The following is a 15942-nucleotide window of genomic DNA, read 5'->3' as shown; positions in this document are numbered from 1 at the left end:
CGCGTGAGCGACGTCGCCTCGGACACGCCGCAGACCCTGACCGACGAAGCGATCCTCGCGCGCTTCCACGCGTCGAAGAACCCGCCCGGCAGCGCCCGCACCCTGGGGTTCCGGATGATCTCGGTCAGCCAGGCCGAGCGCCGGGTCGAGATCGCCTTCGAGCCCAGCGTCGAGGCGGTCGGCAACCCGATGGGCCAGGTGCAGGGCGGCTTCGTCAGCGCCATGCTCGACGAGTGCATGTCGGTGGCCGGGATGATCACCTCGGGCATGACCTGCGTGGTGCCGACCCTGGAGATGAAGACCAGCTTCCTGCGCCCCGCCCTGCCCGGGCCGCTCAAGGGCGTCGGCTGGGTGGTGAAGTGGGGCAAGACGGTCTGCTTCACCGAGGGCGAACTCTACGACCCCGAGGGCCGGCTGCTGGCCAAGGCCAGCGCCACGGCCATCCCGACGCCCTTCGTGAAATTCAAGAAATAGGCGCCATGAAGCAGACCGCGGGCCTGATCCTTGGTTTGCTGGTGCTGCTTCTCGCTCAGCCGGTCCGCGCCGCCGCCGTCCACGCCACGGATGGGCCGTTCGCCCACTGGGCCGCTGTCGTCGTGGCCGGCGACTGGCACGCCCATTCCGGCGGTCCCACCGAGGCCTTCGACAACGCCCGTCGCGACGTCAGCCGGGCCCTGGCGGACCTGGGCTTCTCGCCGGGCGCCATCCGTCAGTATTCGGTTCGCCCCAGGCGCTATCCCGCCGTCAAGCCCGGCAAGACCGACCTGCGCCGCATCCACGCCGGCCTGCGCGACCTGGCGGTCAGGAACCCCGCCGGCTGCCTGTTCTATGTCAGCAGCCACGGCGCGCCCGAGGGGGTGCAGGTCGATGACGGCCTCCTGCCGCCGCACCTGCTGGCGGCGATGATCGACGACGCCTGCCCGGCGCGGCCGTCGATCGTGGTGGTGTCGGCCTGCTTCTCGGGGGTCTTCGTCCGCCCCCTGCGGAAGGACGACCGGATGATCCTGACGGCGGCGCGATCCGACCGCACCTCGTTCGGTTGCAGCGAGGACGACAAGTATCCCTATTTCGACGACTGCTTCCTGTCCTCGGCCCCCACGGCCCGCGATTTCGCCGCCCTGGGCCGGGCGGTGCAGGCCTGCGTCGCCCGACGAGAGCGCGACACCGGGGCCGAACCCGCGTCCGAGCCGCAGCTGTGGATCGGTCCGAGCCTGCGCCCGCTGCTGCCGCTCTACGCCTTTCCGCCCCGACCGGCCCCGCCGGGCGTCCACTGATCGGACCGCCCGCGCGGCAGGCGTCCACGGGAAAGGAGTCCGGGTCGCGCCGCGGCCCCTTTGATCCGCCGCCGGGGCGCCCTAGAAGGTCAGTTCACCTATTTCCACACAGCCATTGAGGTCTTGTTCGTGACGCTGCGTCTTTCGTTCAAGGCCGCCGCCCTGGCGGCGCTCATCGGCGGCCTGCTCGGCGCGTCGGTGGCTGACGCCCAGGACGCCCCCGCCAAGCTGCCGCCGGCCGCCTCGACGATCGTGACCCCGACCGCGCCCATTCCGTACACGAAGATCCGCCCGCGCGCCCAGCGCCCGCGCCCACGTCCGCGCCCTGTCGCCGCCGCGCCGGCCAGGATCGCGACGCCGGCCGCGACCACGGCGCCGGCCACGCAAAGAGCCGTCCCGCCGACCGCCACGCCCGCCGCCGCCATCGCTCCGCCGGCCGGCGTCGCCCCGCTGCCGGCCGCCGACCTCGAGGCCTTCGTCGACGGCGTGGTGCGCAACAGCATGACCAGCGACCACATCGCCGGCGTCACCGTCGCCGTGGTGCAGAACGGCCAGGTGGTGCTGAAGAAGGGCTATGGCGTCGCCAGTCTGAGCGACGGCCGCCGCGTCGATCCCGACCGCACGCTGTTTCGCGTCGGCTCGATCTCCAAGACCTTCACCTGGATCGCCCTGATGAACGAGGTCGAGGCCGGGCGCATGCGCCTGGACACCCCGATCAACATCTACCTGCCCGAGAAGCTGCAACTGAAGGACCAGGGCAAGAAGACCCCGGTGCGCCTGCGCGACCTGATGACCCACACCCCCGGGTTCGAGGACCGGGCCCTGGGCCAGCTGTTCGAGCGCGATCCGCGCCGCGAACGCCCGCTGGAGCTCTATCTGCGCCAGGAGCGTCCCAATCGGGTGCGCGAACCGGGTCTGCTGCCGGCCTATTCCAACTATGGCGTGGCCCTGGCCGGCGCGGCCCTGGCCAATGTCACCGGCCAGCCCTTCGAGAAGGTCGTCACCGACCAGGTGATCTTCCCCGCCGGCCTGACCCACACCACCTTCCGCGAAGACCGTCCCTGGCGCGACGACCTGCCCGCGCCGATGGCCGCGTCCCTGGCCGCCGACCGCTCGGACGGCTTCCGCTGGACGCCCCTGGGCTTCCAGACCGAAGCCCCCGAATTCATCGGCCACATCGCCCCCGCCGGCGCGGCCTCGAGCACGGCCGGCGACATGGCCCGCTACATGACCATGCTGCTGAACGGCGGCGTCATCGACGGCCGGACCGTGTTCTCGCCCAAGACCAGCGCCGCCTTCCGCACTCCGATGTACCGTCCCGCCGAGGGCGCGCCGGGCTGGAACGCCGGCTTCATGGACATCCCCCTGCCCGGCGGTCACCGGGGCTTCGGCCACGACGGCGCGACCCTGTGGTTCCACTCCAGCATGGTCATGGTCCCCGACCTGGGCCTGGGCGTGTTCGTGGCCGTCAACACCGACACCGGCGCCGACCTGCCCGCCAGCCTGCCCGCCACGATCGTCGAACGCTTCTACGCCCCCCGCCCCGAGGTTCCGCCCGCCAGCCGCCTGACCGCCGAACAGGCCCGGGCCTATGAGGGCCAGTTCCTGACAACCCGCCGCGCCTATGGCGGGCTGGAAGGCTTCATCGACCGGCTGATCGGCGGGGCCACGGTCCGCGCCGCCCCGGACGGCCGCCTGACCCTGACCCAAGGCGGCAAGACCAGCCAGTGGACGGCGACCGACGAGCCCGACGTCTTCGCGCCGCTCCGCGGCGCGGGCCTGCTGGTCTTCCAGCGCGAAGAAGGCCATGTCGCGCGGTTCTTCTCGCCGACGGGCGCGGCGGCTTTCGAGCGCGTCGGCTTCCCCTACGCGCCGGGCCTGTTGAAGACCTTCGCGGCCCTGACCGCCCTGGCCGCGATCGCCACCCTGATCGGGGTCTTCACCCGCGACCGCCGCGAGTCGCGCCAGACCCCGACCCAGGCCCGCGCCAGCCTGCTGCAGACCATCCAGGCGGTGCTGTGGCTGACCGCCCTGACCGGCGTCGGCATCTTCGCGGCCGGCGCCTCGGACGTCGCCAAGGTGTTCTTCGGCTGGCCCAGCGGCTGGCTGCTGACCGCCTCGGCCTGCGCCTTCGTCGCCACCCTGCTGACCATCGCCACCCTGGCCATGGCTCCGGTGGTGTGGCGCGGCGGCCGGCGGGTCGACAGCTGGACCTCGCTGCGCAAGCTGGGCTTCACCTGCACCACCCTGATCTTCCTGAGCTTCGCCCTGATCCTGGCGGCCTGGGGCTTCCTGGAGTTCTGGAACGCTTAGCGCTCTGCGTCCTTCGAGGCTCGGCTACGCCTCACACCTCAGGATGAGGAATTCAGCAACAAAGCTCCTCATCCTGAGGCGCCCGCGCAGCGGGCCTCGAAGGACGCACGGCCTGTCATCACCGGCACGTAATCTGCACCCACGAGCCCAGGGAAACCTCCGGGGGGAGCCGATCGTGTCAAAGCAGGACGTCATCGTCTTTTCCGCCGCCGGGCTTGCCGTCTGGCTGGCCACGACTCTGTTCTACGCGGCGTTCGGCGACGGCCTGCTGGAGCGGGCCTTCTGGTTCTATGCGCTGAACGCCTTCGCCGCGGCCGGCGCGGTGGCCTTCGCCTTCCAGGCCACGGCGCGGCTGCGGCGCATTCCGCGCGGGCGACGATTGTTTCCGGCCCTGGCCTTCACCCTGCCGGGCCTGGCCGGCGCCAACCTGGTGCTGGCCCATTTCGACGCCCTGACGCCCGCCGGTCCGATCAGCGCGGGCCGATACGGCGCCTTCGTGGCGGTGATCCTGATCTCGGTCGGCGCGTCAGCCTTCGAGCGTGGACCGCAGAAAGCGCGTCTCTAGCTTCCGCACCACGATGATGATCCGCTCGCGCTCGGCCGGGCGGCGCTCGACCAGCAGCCGGGCCACCTGGGCGTCGTCGTGGAAGGCGTAGCCCTTGATGGCGTCCAGCAGGGCCTTGGCCAGGTTGTCGAGGTCCATCCACGGCGGCTCGCCGACGAACTCCATGCCGATCTCGACCGAGAACTCGCCCCAGGCCGGCCGCGAACCGCGCCAGACCTTGCGGAAGAATTCGTAGATCAGCGGCTTGTAGTACTTGGCCTGGGTGGTCAGGCCGTCAACCACCAGGGTCAGCTCGCCGTTCTCTTCCCGGGCCCGGACCTTGCCGTGATGGATCCAGCCGTCATTCAAGCTCGGGTTGGGCACGCCTAGGCGACCGGCTCGACCCGCACGGCGGTGCCATAGGCCAGCACCTCGGTGATGCCTTCCATGATCTCGTTAGCGTCGTAGCGCATGGCGATAACCGCGTTGGCCCCCAGCTCGGCGGCATGGGCCACCAGCAGGTCGTAGGCCTCCTTGCGAGCCGCCTCGGCCAGGTTGACGTAGATCGACAGCTTGCCGCCGAAGATCGACTGGATCGAGCCGCCGATGTTGCCGATCACGCTGCGCGAGCGAACGGTGACGCCGCGCACCAGGCCCAGATGGGCGACGATGCGATAGCCGGACAGGTCATTGGTGGTGGCGACGAGCATGGGGCTTCTCCAGAAGGCGTTGCGCTCCTATAGCCGAGCGCTCGCCACCGGGCCATGGCTAGAGCCGCAGATGGATCCCACGTCGATCCAGCGGCGCGATCACGGCGGTGATCAGGGTCAGGATCGCCAGGGCGCAGAGAAACGAGGCCAGATAGGGATCGGCCGTCAGGCGCTGGGCGGTCTCGAAGCCGAAGCCCTGCGGCGTCAGGTCCGGAACCCCGATCCGATGTTGCACGGCCAGGCCCGCGCAGGCCCCCAGAACCTGGGACACCACGAAGGCCAGGATGGCGTTGCCGCCCAACACCTTCAGCGGCCAGGCGGCGATCCGCGCCGGCCGCGCCGCCAGAACGGCGTGCAGCACCATCAGCGCGACCAGCGACGCGCCGCTGCTGAACAGGGCGAAGCTGGGCGTCCAGATCCGCTTATTGACCGGCACGATTGGATCCAGCGCCAGGCCGACGACGATCAAGGCCGCGCCTAGGGCGAGCAGCGCGGCCAGAGTTCGGCCCTTTCCCTCGCGCCCATCGCCGGCCCGGGCGAGGACCGTCGCCGCGAGAGCGCCCAGCAGCACGTTGACCGTGGCCGGAAGCGTCGAGAGCAGGCCTTCGGGATCGTAGGTCACCCCCACGCCCTGCGTCGTGCCGTAGGGCCACAGGTGCGGAATCGTGAAGACGGCCCGATCGACGAAAGCCGGCAGCGCGCCTTGCGAGTCCCACCGATCGACGCCGAACCCGGGCACGGGCGTTAAGGTCAGCAACGCCCAGTAGCCGACCAGCAGCACCACGATGGCCAGGACGACGCCGCCGACATTCAGGCGCGGTCCGCCCTCCGGTACGGCCTTGGCGGGCAGGATGCAGATGGCGCTGGCCAGGGCGTAGCAGAGGCCGATCCGCTGCAGGATGCCGGGAATGCGCAGATGAGCCAGGTCGAAGCTCGGCAGGGCGTTGAGCACCAGGCCCAGCGCGATCAGCAGAGCCGTCCGCCGGGCGACCTTGATCCATAGCGCGGCGGAGGTCCTCTCCCCGGCCCGCAGGCGTGGGACCGACAGGCCGATCGCCATGCCGACGCAGAACAGGAAGGTGGGAAACACCAGGTCGGCGGGCGTCCACCCGTCCCAGGCCGCGTGCTTCAGGGGCGCGTAGGCCCGGTCCCAAGACCCCGGGCTGGTCACCAGGATCATGCCCGCGACGGCCAGTCCTCGCAGAACATCGAGCGCAACGATCCGTCCACCGTCAGCCTTTGCCGAACCCATGGTCTCCCCCCTTTTTGTTGGCGGGACATTGCCACGAAAGACAGCGCTGTCAAATTGAATTTCACGGCGCTTTTCGGCCCAAACTGCTCAACTGTCCTTGGAGCGTAAGATGTCGCCAGAGGTCGGCCTCTCGGTCAGAGCCCCACCATCGCCGCCAGCTTGAGCACGGTGTTCCAGTTGCGCGCCGTGCCGACCGGCGCCCTCTTGGTCTTCTTCCAGTCGCGGTCGAGCATCGACTCGCCGATGCCGTCGATGAAGTCGACATAGAGCTCCCTGCCGTGCGCCTCCACCCGCTCGCGGCCGGTGATCGCCGCGCGCAGCACCTCGACATCGGCCGCCGGGACGGGATGCTTGAGGAAGTTGACCACCAGGTGGCCGGGTCGCTCCGTCGCCAGGTCCGGCCACGGGTTGTCGGCGATGATCGTCTTCAGCTCGGCCGGCGAGCGGACCATGAAGTCGGTGCGCAGGCCCATGCGCTTCTCCAGTCCGTCCTCCAGCCGCGCCTCGATGTCGGCGTCCACATTACTTTTAAGGGGGCCGCCCTTGCCCCACAGCACCAGGTTGCCGCTGGCCAGCAGGGTCTTGGCGTCGTCGAAACCCAGGTCCTGGGCCAGGCCCAGCAGATCGTCCTTCAGCACCTTGCGGCCGCCGACATTGACGGCCCGCAACAGGGCGATGTGAGGGCTCATGGCGGACTCCGTTCTTCGAACGTTCCCGTCGTAGCGTCGCCGGTGCGGCTTCGCAAGCCGGGAGCGTTGCCCTGCGCGCGCCATGGGTCTAGACCCCGCTCGACAGATTTTCGGAGACCCGCCGCATGACCGCCACGCGCAACGAGACCGACACCTTTGGCCCGATCGCCGTCGAGGCCGACAAGTACTGGGGCGCCCAGGCCCAGCGCTCGCTCGGCAACTTCAAGATCGGCTGGGAGAAGCAGCCCCTGCCGATCGTTCGCGCCCTGGGCGTGGTCAAGCGCGCCGCCGCCGAGGCCAACCTGGCCCTGGGCAAGCTGGACCCGAAGATCGCCGAAACCATCGTCGCGGCCGCCAACGAAGTCATCGAAGGCAAGCTGAACGCCCACTTCCCGCTGGTGGTCTGGCAGACGGGCTCCGGCACCCAGTCGAACATGAACGCCAACGAGGTGATCTCGAACCGCGCCATCGAGATGCTGGGCGGCGAGATGGGCAGCAAGAAGCCCGTCCACCCCAACGACCACGTCAATATGAGCCAGTCGTCGAACGACACGTTCCCGACGGCCATGCACATCGCCTGCGCCGAACAGATCGTCAGCGACCTGTTACCCGCCCTCAAGCACCTGCACACGGCCCTGAAGACCAAGTCCGAGGCCTGGGCCAAGATCATCAAGATCGGCCGCACCCACACCCAGGACGCCACGCCCCTGACCCTGGGCCAGGAGTTCGGCGGCTATGCCCAGCAAGTCGCCAACGGCATCGAGCGCATCGAGCTGACCCTGCCCAAGCTGATGGAACTGGCCCAGGGCGGCACCGCTGTCGGCACCGGCCTCAACGCCCCCGTCGGCTTCGCCGAGAAGGTGGCCGAGCAGATCGCCGCCATCACCGGCCTGCCCTTCACCACCGCCCCCAACAAGTTCGAAGCCCTGGCCGCCCACGACGCCATGGTCTTCAGCCACGGCGCGATCAACACCGTCGCCGCCAGCCTGTTCAAGATCGCCAACGACATCCGCTTCCTGGGCAGCGGCCCCCGCGCCGGCCTGGGCGAGCTGAGCCTGCCGGAGAACGAACCCGGCTCGTCGATCATGCCGGGCAAGGTCAACCCGACCCAGTCCGAAGCCCTCACCCAGGTCTGCGTCCAGGTGTTCGGCAACCACGCCGCCGTCACCTTCGCCGGCAGCCAGGGCCATTTCGAGCTGAACGTCTTCAACCCGGTGATGGCCTACAACTTCCTGCAGTCGGTGCGCTTGCTGGCCGACGCCGCCGTCAGCTTCACCGACAACTGCGTCGTCGGCATCGAGCCGCGCGTCGACAACATCCAGAAGGGCGTCGAGAACAGCCTGATGCTGGTGACCGCGCTCAACGGCCGTCTCGGCTACGACATCTGCGCCAAGATCGCCAAGACCGCCCACAAGAACGGCACCACCCTGCGCGAGGAGACGGTCGGCGGCGGCTACCTGACCAACGAAGAGTTCGACCAGTACGTCCGCCCCGAGAACATGATCTCGCCAGGCTAAAGGTGATCTTGCGCGGCGTGTGGGCTATCTATTTGCCCATACGCCGGCACCTTTTCCTTTTGGCATGCAAAACACATCTCGCACTCTCTTCCAGCGCTCTGAGTCCGCGCAATTGTCTTCGAGGGTTCCCCGCACGACGGACTCAAGGTGTTTCGGGATCGATCTATCGGATCCTTTTGAAAGCCTAGTCACTTGCTTGTAGATATTTTCAAGTGATGCCTCTCCGCCGAGTTCTTCCAGCGCTTGCCTGACCACCTCCCACCATTTCGCATGGCGTAGACGCCCACTCCCCAGAGCCACGGGTTGTTCCCCTCCCACATTGAGCATCCGTGCAGACGAAGGGGCCCGAAGACCGCTGAGAACTCTCTCTAGTATCTCCGTTTCGGTGCTCTCCGGCGCTTCGCGAAGCGACCAGATAAGCGAGTAAACGTCGATGCTGACTGCTATCTGGCGCATTTTCCGGCTCCGAGATGAACTTCTGATTTAGAAGTTTTTATCTCTAAAATCTCCAAAGTCAATATCCGCCAACAGCTGGCTATCCCTGGACCGACGCGTTCTGTCATCGCCGCTTCCAGATGCGGCGGGATGTCGGCGCTTGAACACCGCGCGCGCACCAACGATGGTCGTCCATCGGGACGGCAAATGAGCGAGGAACAATGACCGCCCTCGACCGTCCCTACTGGATCGAAGCCCGGGTCGAGCGGCGCGAGGGCTGGGACAGCGACGTCTACCCCTTCAACCTGCCGGTGGTGCGCGATCTCGAAACCCTGGCCTTCCACCCGCGCGTCACCTTCATCGTCGGCGAGAACGGCTCGGGCAAGTCGACCCTGATCGAGGCCCTGGCCGTGGCCTGGGGCTTCAACGCCGAGGGCGGGTCGCAGAACTTCCAGCTGTCGACCCGGGCCTCGCATTCGCCGTTGCACCAGCATCTGCGCAAGGTGCGTGGGGCGCTGCGGCCGCACGACGGCTTCTTCCTGCGGGCCGAGAGCTTCTTCAACGTCGCCAGCTATGTCGAGGACGTCGGGGTCAGCGGCTACGGCGGCACGCCCCTGCACGAGCAGTCGCACGGCGAGGCCTTCTTCGCCCTGTTCGACAACCGCTTCCGGGGCGACGGCCTCTACATCCTCGACGAGCCGGAAGCCGCCCTGTCGCCCCAGCGCCAGCTGTCGTTCTTGGCGCGTCTGCACGAGCTAGTCCTGGCCCGCTCGCAGTTCATCATCGCCACCCACTCGCCGATCCTGCTGGGCTATCCCGACGCCTGGATCTACCAGGCCTCCGAGCGCGGCCTGGAACGGGTGGACTACGAGGACACCGAGCACTTCCAGGTGACCCGCAATTTCCTCAACCGCCGCCAGACCTTCCTGGACATCCTGCTGTCGCCCGACGACGAGGGCTGACGGCTACAAGGCCGCCGGGAGCCGTGTTAGGTTGGTGGCATGGGCAAGGTCGAACTCGACATCGGCATCGATCCGGAACTGCTGGCCCCGGCCAAGCGGCTGGGGATCTCCGCAGCCGGCATGAGCGAGACGCAGTTGCGGCTGCATCTGCAGAAGGTCGATCCAGCCGGCGCCGAAGAGCGCGCCCGGCGGTGGGCGGAGGAGAACGCCGAAGCGATCAAGGAGCACAACGCCCACGTCGAGAAGTACGGCCTGATCTCAGATCATTTTCGGAAATGGTGAGTGCGGCAGTTCGATCTCTACGAGAACCCGGTTGCTTCCATGCGGGAGGGCGTGCCGTTCGTGATGGTGCGGTCATCCCACCTTCTCGCCGATCTCACTGAAGTCGTGGTTGCGCCGGTGCTTGCGCGACGGGCGGTCAAGCTCACGGATTTCGAGATCCCGATCGCATGGGATGATCGATCGCTCCTGATTAGCGTTGCAGGCATGGCTGCGATCCGGAGCGCTGACCTTCGTCGCGGAATTACATCGCTCGCCGCCCACGAAGACGACATCCGTCGCGCCGTCGACCGTCTCTTCACCGGCTTCTGAAGCCTAGCGCTTATCCACCACAACCCGGCCGATCGGGGCCAGGGCCACCACGGCCAGTTGCAGGTCCTTGATGGCGAAGGGGATACCGATGATCGTCACGGCCTCGGCCACGGCGATCACTAGGTGCGACAGGGCGATGTACCAGCCGCCCAGCACGAACCAGATGACGTTGAGCACGCAGCCCAGGCCGCCGGTGCCCAGGTCGCCCTTGCCGGTCACGATCTCGCGCGGGACGATCTCCTTGCCGAACGGCCAGAAGGCGAAGCCGGCGATCCGCCAGGCCGCGCCGGTATAGGGCAGGCCGACGACGGTGACAGCCAGCAACAGGCCGCCCAGCAGCCACAGCAGGCCGCTGATCCAGCCGCCCATCACGAACCACAGGATGTTGAGCAACAGCCGGATCATCGCGGTCTCCACTTCGGTCCAAGCCTAGCCGTGCGACGAATCGCGGTCCGTGTCGAGGCTGAGCCCTTGGGCGGGTGACGTCGCGGCCCGGTATCGCTACATGACGATCCAGAAACAAGACCGCCGCGCCGCGAATCCCCGCGCCGCCCCGCGACGAGGACTCCATGGGCCTGTTCCGCAAGAAGAAGCATCAAGCCATCTCGCTGCCGGTCGGGGTCGCGCCCGTCCCCACCTCGGTGAAGTTCCGCGGCTGCACCTTCCGCATGCCCGACCACTGGGTGATCACCAAGCAGCTGTTGGACGGCAAGGACTACGAGCCCTGGGTGCTGGACTATTTCCTGCAAACCCTGAAGCCGGGCATGACCGTGCTCGACGTCGGGGCCAGCTGGGGCGCCTTCGCCCTGCCGGCCGGCAAGCAAGTTGGTCCAACTGGCCAGGTGATCGCCGTCGAGATGAGCCCCGGCAACGGCCGCGTGATCCTGGAGAGCACCAAGGCCAACGCGGTCGACAACATCCGCCTGATCCTGGTCGGGGTGTCCGACACCCTGGGCACCGCCTTCCTGCGCCGCCAGACCATGCACAACAACCACCAGTTGGAGCCGTCGGGCGACGGCACGCCCAGCGACCTGAGCGATTTCGACATCGCGCCCGTCGTGCCGCTGGACCTGCTGCGCGGCGAGTTCGGCAAGGTCGACGTCATGAAGATCGACATCGAGGGCATGGAGTACCGGGCGTTCATGGGCGCCAAGGCCTTCATGGCCGAGCAGAAGCCCATCACCTTCCTGGAATATTCGCCGCGCTTCCAGGCCGAGACCTCGCGCGCAGAGGGCTCGGCCCTGCTGAGCTTCTTCCTCGACATGGGCTACGGCATCGAGATCCTGCACCGCAAGAAGAAGCGCGAGGCCGTGAAGGGCGCGACGCCGGCCGAGGTGATCGCCAATGTCGACGCGGCCTGGAAACGGCATGTCGAGGACGACAACGGCACGCACCTGGACCTGTGTTTGAAGGCGAAGGGTTAGGCGCCCTGCGTCCTTCGAGGCTCGGCTGCGCCTCGCACCTCAGGATGAGGGCCGTGGATGGGTTCTGAATTCCTCATCCTGAGGCGCCCGCGAAGCGGGCCTCGAAGGACGCACAGCGCTACTTGATCAGCTGCCACTTCCGCGCCCAGCGGCCCTTGCCGAAGCGCGTGAGGATCAGCAGGTAGAGGCCGGCATAGATCACCGTGCCGGCGCCGATGGCGACCATCGCCCAGGTCCCCGGCGCGTGCAGCGGCGGGGGTGACAGCCAATTGTGCGGCGGAGCGGTCAATTCCAGCCACAGCCCGCCCACCCAGGCCAGCGAGAACAGCAGCACGGCCGGATAGCGCAACAGCGGGCTCTTCTGGACCAGCAGCAGGAACTGGACGAAGGCGACGGCCAGGGCGGCGGCGATCGCCGCGCCGGCGGTCAGCCAGCCGTTGTGGACCAGAACCTTGGTCCGCGCGGCGGCCGAGAACCCGGCCCACAGCGGCGCCCACAGCACCGGGCCGAACATCAGCAGCAGAACGCCCAGGCCGATCACCACGCCCAGGCCTCCGCCGATCACCTTGCCGGCGACCTCGCCGGCCTCATGAGCGTGTCCGTGAGGGTCGCCGCTGGGATTGGCGGGCGAGGTCTCCAGGGTGGTCGCCAGGCGCGGCGCGGGGCCGTCCGGGGCCGCCGGGAGCGGACTTCGGCCCTTGGCCACGCCCCGCCGCGCCATCAAGCCCGCCGGCTGACCGCGAAGTCGGCCAGGCTTTCCAGGCTGGAACGCCACTCGTTGGCCGGGAAGCTGGCCAGCGCCGCCTTGGCCTTGTCGGCATATTCCGAGGCCAGATCGAGGGTGCCTTCCAGGGCTCCGGTGCCGACGATCAGCTCGCGGGCCCGGCGGAAGTCGGCCTCGGTCTGTTCGCGACGGCCGATGGCCCGTTCCCAGAACTCGGCCTCGCGCGGGCCCGAGCGGGCGATGGCCAGCAGCAGCGGCAGGGTGGCCTTGCCTTCGCGGAAATCGTCGCCGGCGTTCTTGCCCAGGGCCTCGGTCGTGCCGCCGTAGTCCAGGGCGTCGTCGGCCAGCTGGAAGGCCAGACCCAGGTTCATGCCGTAGGCCCGCAGGGCGTCCGACTGCACGGCCGACACCCCGGCCGACACGCCGCCGGCCTCGGAGGCGGCCGCGAACAGCTCGGCGGTCTTGGCGCCGATGATTTCCAGATAGAGCGCCTGGCTCAGGTTCAGGTCGTGGCTGCGGGTGAGCTGCAGCACCTCGCCCTCGGCGATGACGCGGCTGGCCTTGGCCAGGATCTCCAGCGCCTTCATCGAGTTCGTCTCGACCATCAGCTCGAAGGCCCGGGCGAACAGGAAGTCGCCGACCAGCACGCTCTGCGCCGCGCCCCAGATCAGGTGGGCCGCGACCTTGCCGCGCCGCAGCTGGCTGCCGTCGACCACGTCGTCGTGCAGCAGGGTGGCGGTGTGGATGAATTCGACGGCGGCGGCCAGCTTCAGGCAGGTGTCGTTGTCGGAACCCGCAAGGCGCGCGGCGGCCACGGTGAGCAGCGGACGCAGGCGCTTGCCGCCAGCGGCGATCAGGTGCTCGGCCAAGGCCGGGATGACCGGAACCTCGCTCTGCATGCGCGCGGTGATCAGAGCGTCGACCCCGGCCATGTCGGCGGCGGCCAGCCGCGCGAGACGATCCACCGATCCCGGCTCCCGGGCGAGGGTCGCTGCAGCTGCGTCCAAAACGATACTCTCCCTGACTGACGCCCGCCGGTGGTTCGGCCTGCGCCGCGCGTCCCGTGGGCTTGATCAGCCGTTGCGAGCGACAATGGTGGCGGGATAGGTCAGGGTCAAGGCGAGCACAAGGCTTGAAACGTTGCCGTACGCGATACCGACCACCGGGCTCACCGAAGACGCCGTCCTGAACGGCCGTGTACGACTGCGCCAGGCCGTGACCGGCTACCGGGCCGGCATGGACGCGGCCCTGCTGGCGGCGGCCTGCGACGCCGCGCCCGGTGAGCGGGTGATCGAGGCCGGCTGTGGGGTCGGCGGGGCGCTGCTGGCCGCCGCGCGTCGGCGCGAGGGGGTGCGATTCGTCGGATTGGAGCGCGATGCGACCGCCGCCGACCTGGCCCGCGGCAATGTCGGCCTGAACGGACTGGACGACCGGGTCGAGATCGTCGACGGCGACGTCGAGCGCGGCTTTCGGGCCCTGGACCTGCCGGTGTTCGACGCCGCGATCAGCAATCCGCCGTTCTTCGACGATCCCGCCGCCCTGCGCGCCCCCGCGCCGGAGAAGTCCGGCGCCTGGATGGCCGACGGCGGCCTGGCGGCCTGGACGGCCTTCTGCCTGAAGGCGGTGCGCGAAGGCGGCAGCGTCACCCTGATCCACCGCGCCGACCGCCTGGCCGACCTCCTGGCCCTGCTGGCCCCCAAGGCCGGGTCGTTTCGGATCCGCCCGATCGCGCCGTTCGCCGACGCCCCGGCCAAGCGGGTGATCGTCCGGGCGATCAAGACCGGCAAGGCGCCGCTGATCCTGCTGCCGCCGCTGGTGCTGCACGAACGGGGGAGCGGGGCGCATTCGGCCGAGGCGGAGGCGATTCTGCGGGGGGAGGCGGATCTGGGGTGGTGAGCGAAGCCCTCCCCCTGTGGGGGAGGCGATCGCGCGGCGATCGGTGGGGGGAGATTTAGGGCCGTCGATCCAGGACTCCGCCGTCTGCCGATCAATCCCCCCTCCGTCGGCTGCGCCGACACCTCCCCCACAGGGGGAGGAGCTACTCCGCGTACAGCGCCAGCGCGTCCAGACACAGCTCCAGCCCGGTCAGGTCGTGCAGCGGGTCTTCGGTGACGATCACGAACAGTCGCCGCGCCTCGGCCCACAGCATCACCGTCTCGGGCAGGCCGAAGTCCTCGACCACGCAGCCGTCGCCGTCGCGCCAGACGCCGGCCTCGTCGCGCTGGGCGCCGACATGGGCCTCGACCCGGTCGACATATTCGGCCTGGCTCTCGTCGGCGACGTTGAGATAGGCCAGGATCGGCCGCCCCAGCCCGGCCAGCACCCCGGCCTCGAAGGCGGCGCTGGCGGCGCAGGACGGGCCGCGCCACGGGGTCAGGTTGACCACCCCGGCGTCGGCCTGACGCAACTTCGCCATACGCTCGGCATAGAGTTCGCGGGCTTGGATCTCAGCGTTGTCGGGATCGGTCCCGACGATGGTCGGAGCGGTCAGGCCGATGAAGCCCAGGTCGGCGCACAGGGCGCGCTGACGGGCCCCTTGCGCCTCGGCTTGGGGCAGCCAGGGCTCGGGGCCGGCCAGCCAGATGGAACGGACAGGTCTCATGAGACCTTAGAGCTTGCCGAAACGGGACGCTGTCAACCGCCTTGAGGATCATGACCATCTTCGACCGCCGCGCCCTGATCACCACCGCCGTCGCCGGCCTGCTGCTTCCCGGCCTCGCTCGCGCCGCCACGAGCGCCCCCTGGCTGGCCTATGACCGCCGCCTGCGGGCCCAGATGGCCCAGAGCCGGGGCGACTTCGATCCGGCGTTCGAGGAAGACCTGACGGACCTGGGCGACATCTTCCGCCGGGGTCGCGGCTTGCGCGAACTGGCGGTCGATCCCGGCCTGACCCTGGCCGCCCGCGCCCACGCCGCCGACATCGCCCGCACCGGCCTCTTCGACCACATGACCCGCGAAGGCTTCGGCCCCGCCGCCCGTGTCGGCCTGCTGGCCCGCGACCTGATCGGCGCCCCGGGCGAGAACATCGCCGAACGCCTCAACGCCAACGGCCCGGTGCGTCCCGACCAGATCATGGGCCAGTGGAAGACCAGCCCCGGCCACCGCGCCAACCTGCTGGCCGCCGGCTTCACCCACGTCGGCTACGGCGTGCTGCGCCAGGGCCGCGAGGTGATCGCCGTCGGGGTCTACGCCGAGGTCTCGGCCCGGCTGGACGGCCCCGCGCCGCTGCGGGTGGGCTCCGTGGACGCCATCGCCGCCGTCCTGGCCCGCGCCACCCCGCGCATCGACCAGTTCTCGGTGTCGGAACCCGGCGCGGAGGCGCTGGTCGAGACCTATCTCGAAGGGCCCAGACCCCAGACCTTGCCGCCCGGCGCGTGGCAGATGCGGCCCCACCTGTCGACGGGGGAGCTGTCCAGCGGATAGAGAGGTGACGATTTAGCCCGGTTGGATGGGTGACAGTTTTTGGCCTCTGTGGTCGAGGAGCCCGATGGGTTCCTGGTAGAACCA

19 protein-coding genes and 1 pseudogene are annotated in these 15942 nt (G+C 69.0%); 12 read left to right on the top strand and 8 right to left on the bottom strand.

What is annotated here, in order from left to right:
• Window positions 1-3 precede the first annotated feature (3 nt).
• The 5 genes and pseudogenes from ASD79_RS19800 (at window position 4) to ASD79_RS19785 (ending at window position 4152) form a co-directional block, all read left to right on the top strand.
• Window positions 4-474: a PaaI family thioesterase gene (locus tag ASD79_RS19800; RefSeq protein ID WP_056724829.1), complete on the top strand. Its 471-nt coding sequence runs from the start codon at window positions 4-6 to the stop codon at window positions 472-474.
• Between the two features lie 5 nt (window positions 475-479).
• A complete protein-coding gene (locus ASD79_RS19795) occupies window positions 480-1274 on the top strand; it encodes a C13 family peptidase (protein ID WP_056724827.1) in 795 nt (264 codons plus the stop codon).
• Between the two features lie 129 nt (window positions 1275-1403).
• The gene (locus ASD79_RS19790; RefSeq protein WP_056725166.1) at window positions 1404-3587 is read left to right on the top strand and encodes a serine hydrolase; all 2184 of its coding nucleotides are present in this window, start codon (window positions 1404-1406) and stop codon (window positions 3585-3587) included.
• Window positions 3588-3719, top strand: a pseudogene (locus tag ASD79_RS24095) (hypothetical protein); the annotation flags it as partial.
• Window positions 3720-3762: 43 nt separating this feature from the next.
• Entirely contained in the window at window positions 3763-4152 is a 390-nt protein-coding gene (locus ASD79_RS19785) for a hypothetical protein (protein WP_056724825.1), read from the top strand.
• On the opposite strand, the gene ASD79_RS19780 is transcribed toward ASD79_RS19785, so the two are convergent.
• The 4 genes from ASD79_RS19780 to ASD79_RS19765 all read right to left on the bottom strand — a co-directional run bounded on the left by ASD79_RS19780 (window position 4114) and on the right by ASD79_RS19765 (window position 6782).
• Window positions 4114-4515, bottom strand: a complete 402-nt coding sequence (locus tag ASD79_RS19780) for a RusA family crossover junction endodeoxyribonuclease (RefSeq protein ID WP_235524539.1) — start codon at window positions 4513-4515, stop codon at window positions 4114-4116. The two genes, ASD79_RS19785 and ASD79_RS19780, sit on opposite strands and share 39 nt — an antisense overlap.
• A gap of 2 nt (window positions 4516-4517) precedes the next feature.
• Window positions 4518-4841, bottom strand: coding sequence for a YbjQ family protein (locus ASD79_RS19775; RefSeq protein ID WP_056724821.1), 324 nt, complete (start codon window positions 4839-4841; stop codon window positions 4518-4520).
• Window positions 4842-4899: 58 nt separating this feature from the next.
• Entirely contained in the window at window positions 4900-6093 is a 1194-nt protein-coding gene (locus ASD79_RS19770; RefSeq protein WP_056724819.1) for an acyltransferase family protein, read from the bottom strand.
• Between the two features lie 134 nt (window positions 6094-6227).
• Window positions 6228-6782 (bottom strand): DUF1697 domain-containing protein, encoded by a 555-nt coding sequence (locus ASD79_RS19765; protein WP_156400593.1) that lies wholly within the window; start codon window positions 6780-6782, stop codon window positions 6228-6230.
• Between the two features lie 125 nt (window positions 6783-6907).
• Here ASD79_RS19765 and fumC point away from each other — a divergent pair, with 125 nt between their 5' ends.
• The 4 genes from fumC (at window position 6908) to ASD79_RS19745 (ending at window position 10287) form a co-directional block, all read left to right on the top strand.
• A complete protein-coding gene (gene fumC, locus ASD79_RS19760; protein ID WP_056724814.1) occupies window positions 6908-8299 on the top strand; it encodes a class II fumarate hydratase in 1392 nt (463 codons plus the stop codon).
• 656 nt (window positions 8300-8955) lie between these two features.
• The gene (locus tag ASD79_RS19755; protein WP_056724812.1) at window positions 8956-9696 is read left to right on the top strand and encodes an AAA family ATPase; all 741 of its coding nucleotides are present in this window, start codon (window positions 8956-8958) and stop codon (window positions 9694-9696) included.
• A 39-nt stretch (window positions 9697-9735) separates the two neighbouring features.
• Window positions 9736-9978, top strand: a complete 243-nt coding sequence (locus ASD79_RS19750) for a type II toxin-antitoxin system CcdA family antitoxin (protein ID WP_056724810.1) — start codon at window positions 9736-9738, stop codon at window positions 9976-9978.
• Window positions 9979-10287, top strand: coding sequence for a CcdB family protein (locus tag ASD79_RS19745; RefSeq protein ID WP_056724807.1), 309 nt, complete (start codon window positions 9979-9981; stop codon window positions 10285-10287).
• A 3-nt stretch (window positions 10288-10290) separates the two neighbouring features.
• Here the strand turns inward: ASD79_RS19745 and ASD79_RS19740 are convergent, their stop codons facing one another.
• Complete coding sequence (locus ASD79_RS19740) at window positions 10291-10692, bottom strand: YccF domain-containing protein (RefSeq protein ID WP_056724806.1); 402 nt, start codon at window positions 10690-10692, stop codon at window positions 10291-10293.
• A 164-nt stretch (window positions 10693-10856) separates the two neighbouring features.
• Between ASD79_RS19740 and ASD79_RS19735 the strand changes: the two genes are divergently transcribed.
• Entirely contained in the window at window positions 10857-11711 is an 855-nt protein-coding gene (locus tag ASD79_RS19735; protein ID WP_056724804.1) for an FkbM family methyltransferase, read from the top strand.
• A gap of 118 nt (window positions 11712-11829) precedes the next feature.
• Here ASD79_RS19735 and ASD79_RS19730 read toward each other — a convergent pair whose 3' ends face one another.
• A complete protein-coding gene (locus ASD79_RS19730) occupies window positions 11830-12417 on the bottom strand; it encodes a hypothetical protein (protein ID WP_056725164.1) in 588 nt (195 codons plus the stop codon).
• A gap of 14 nt (window positions 12418-12431) precedes the next feature.
• Complete coding sequence (locus tag ASD79_RS19725) at window positions 12432-13442, bottom strand: polyprenyl synthetase family protein (RefSeq protein WP_162252388.1); 1011 nt, start codon at window positions 13440-13442, stop codon at window positions 12432-12434.
• Between the two features lie 145 nt (window positions 13443-13587).
• On the opposite strand from ASD79_RS19725, the gene ASD79_RS19720 reads away from it, so the two are divergent.
• Window positions 13588-14331, top strand: a complete 744-nt coding sequence (locus tag ASD79_RS19720) for a tRNA1(Val) (adenine(37)-N6)-methyltransferase (protein ID WP_056725161.1) — start codon at window positions 13588-13590, stop codon at window positions 14329-14331.
• Between the two features lie 142 nt (window positions 14332-14473).
• Here the strand turns inward: ASD79_RS19720 and ASD79_RS19715 are convergent, their stop codons facing one another.
• Window positions 14474-15037 carry a nucleoside 2-deoxyribosyltransferase gene (locus ASD79_RS19715; protein ID WP_056724800.1) on the bottom strand — a complete coding sequence of 188 codons (564 nt, stop codon included), beginning with the start codon at window positions 15035-15037 and terminating at the stop codon, window positions 14474-14476.
• A 50-nt stretch (window positions 15038-15087) separates the two neighbouring features.
• Between ASD79_RS19715 and ASD79_RS19710 the strand changes: the two genes are divergently transcribed.
• A complete protein-coding gene (locus tag ASD79_RS19710) occupies window positions 15088-15858 on the top strand; it encodes a CAP domain-containing protein (RefSeq protein ID WP_056724798.1) in 771 nt (256 codons plus the stop codon).
• The last annotated feature ends 84 nt before the right edge of the window (window positions 15859-15942 follow it).

This window comes from Caulobacter sp. Root655 (assembly GCF_001427665.1).
In the GTDB taxonomy this organism is placed as follows: Bacteria; Pseudomonadota; Alphaproteobacteria; order Caulobacterales; family Caulobacteraceae; genus Caulobacter.
This window is presented reverse-complemented; position numbering and strand designations above follow the sequence as displayed.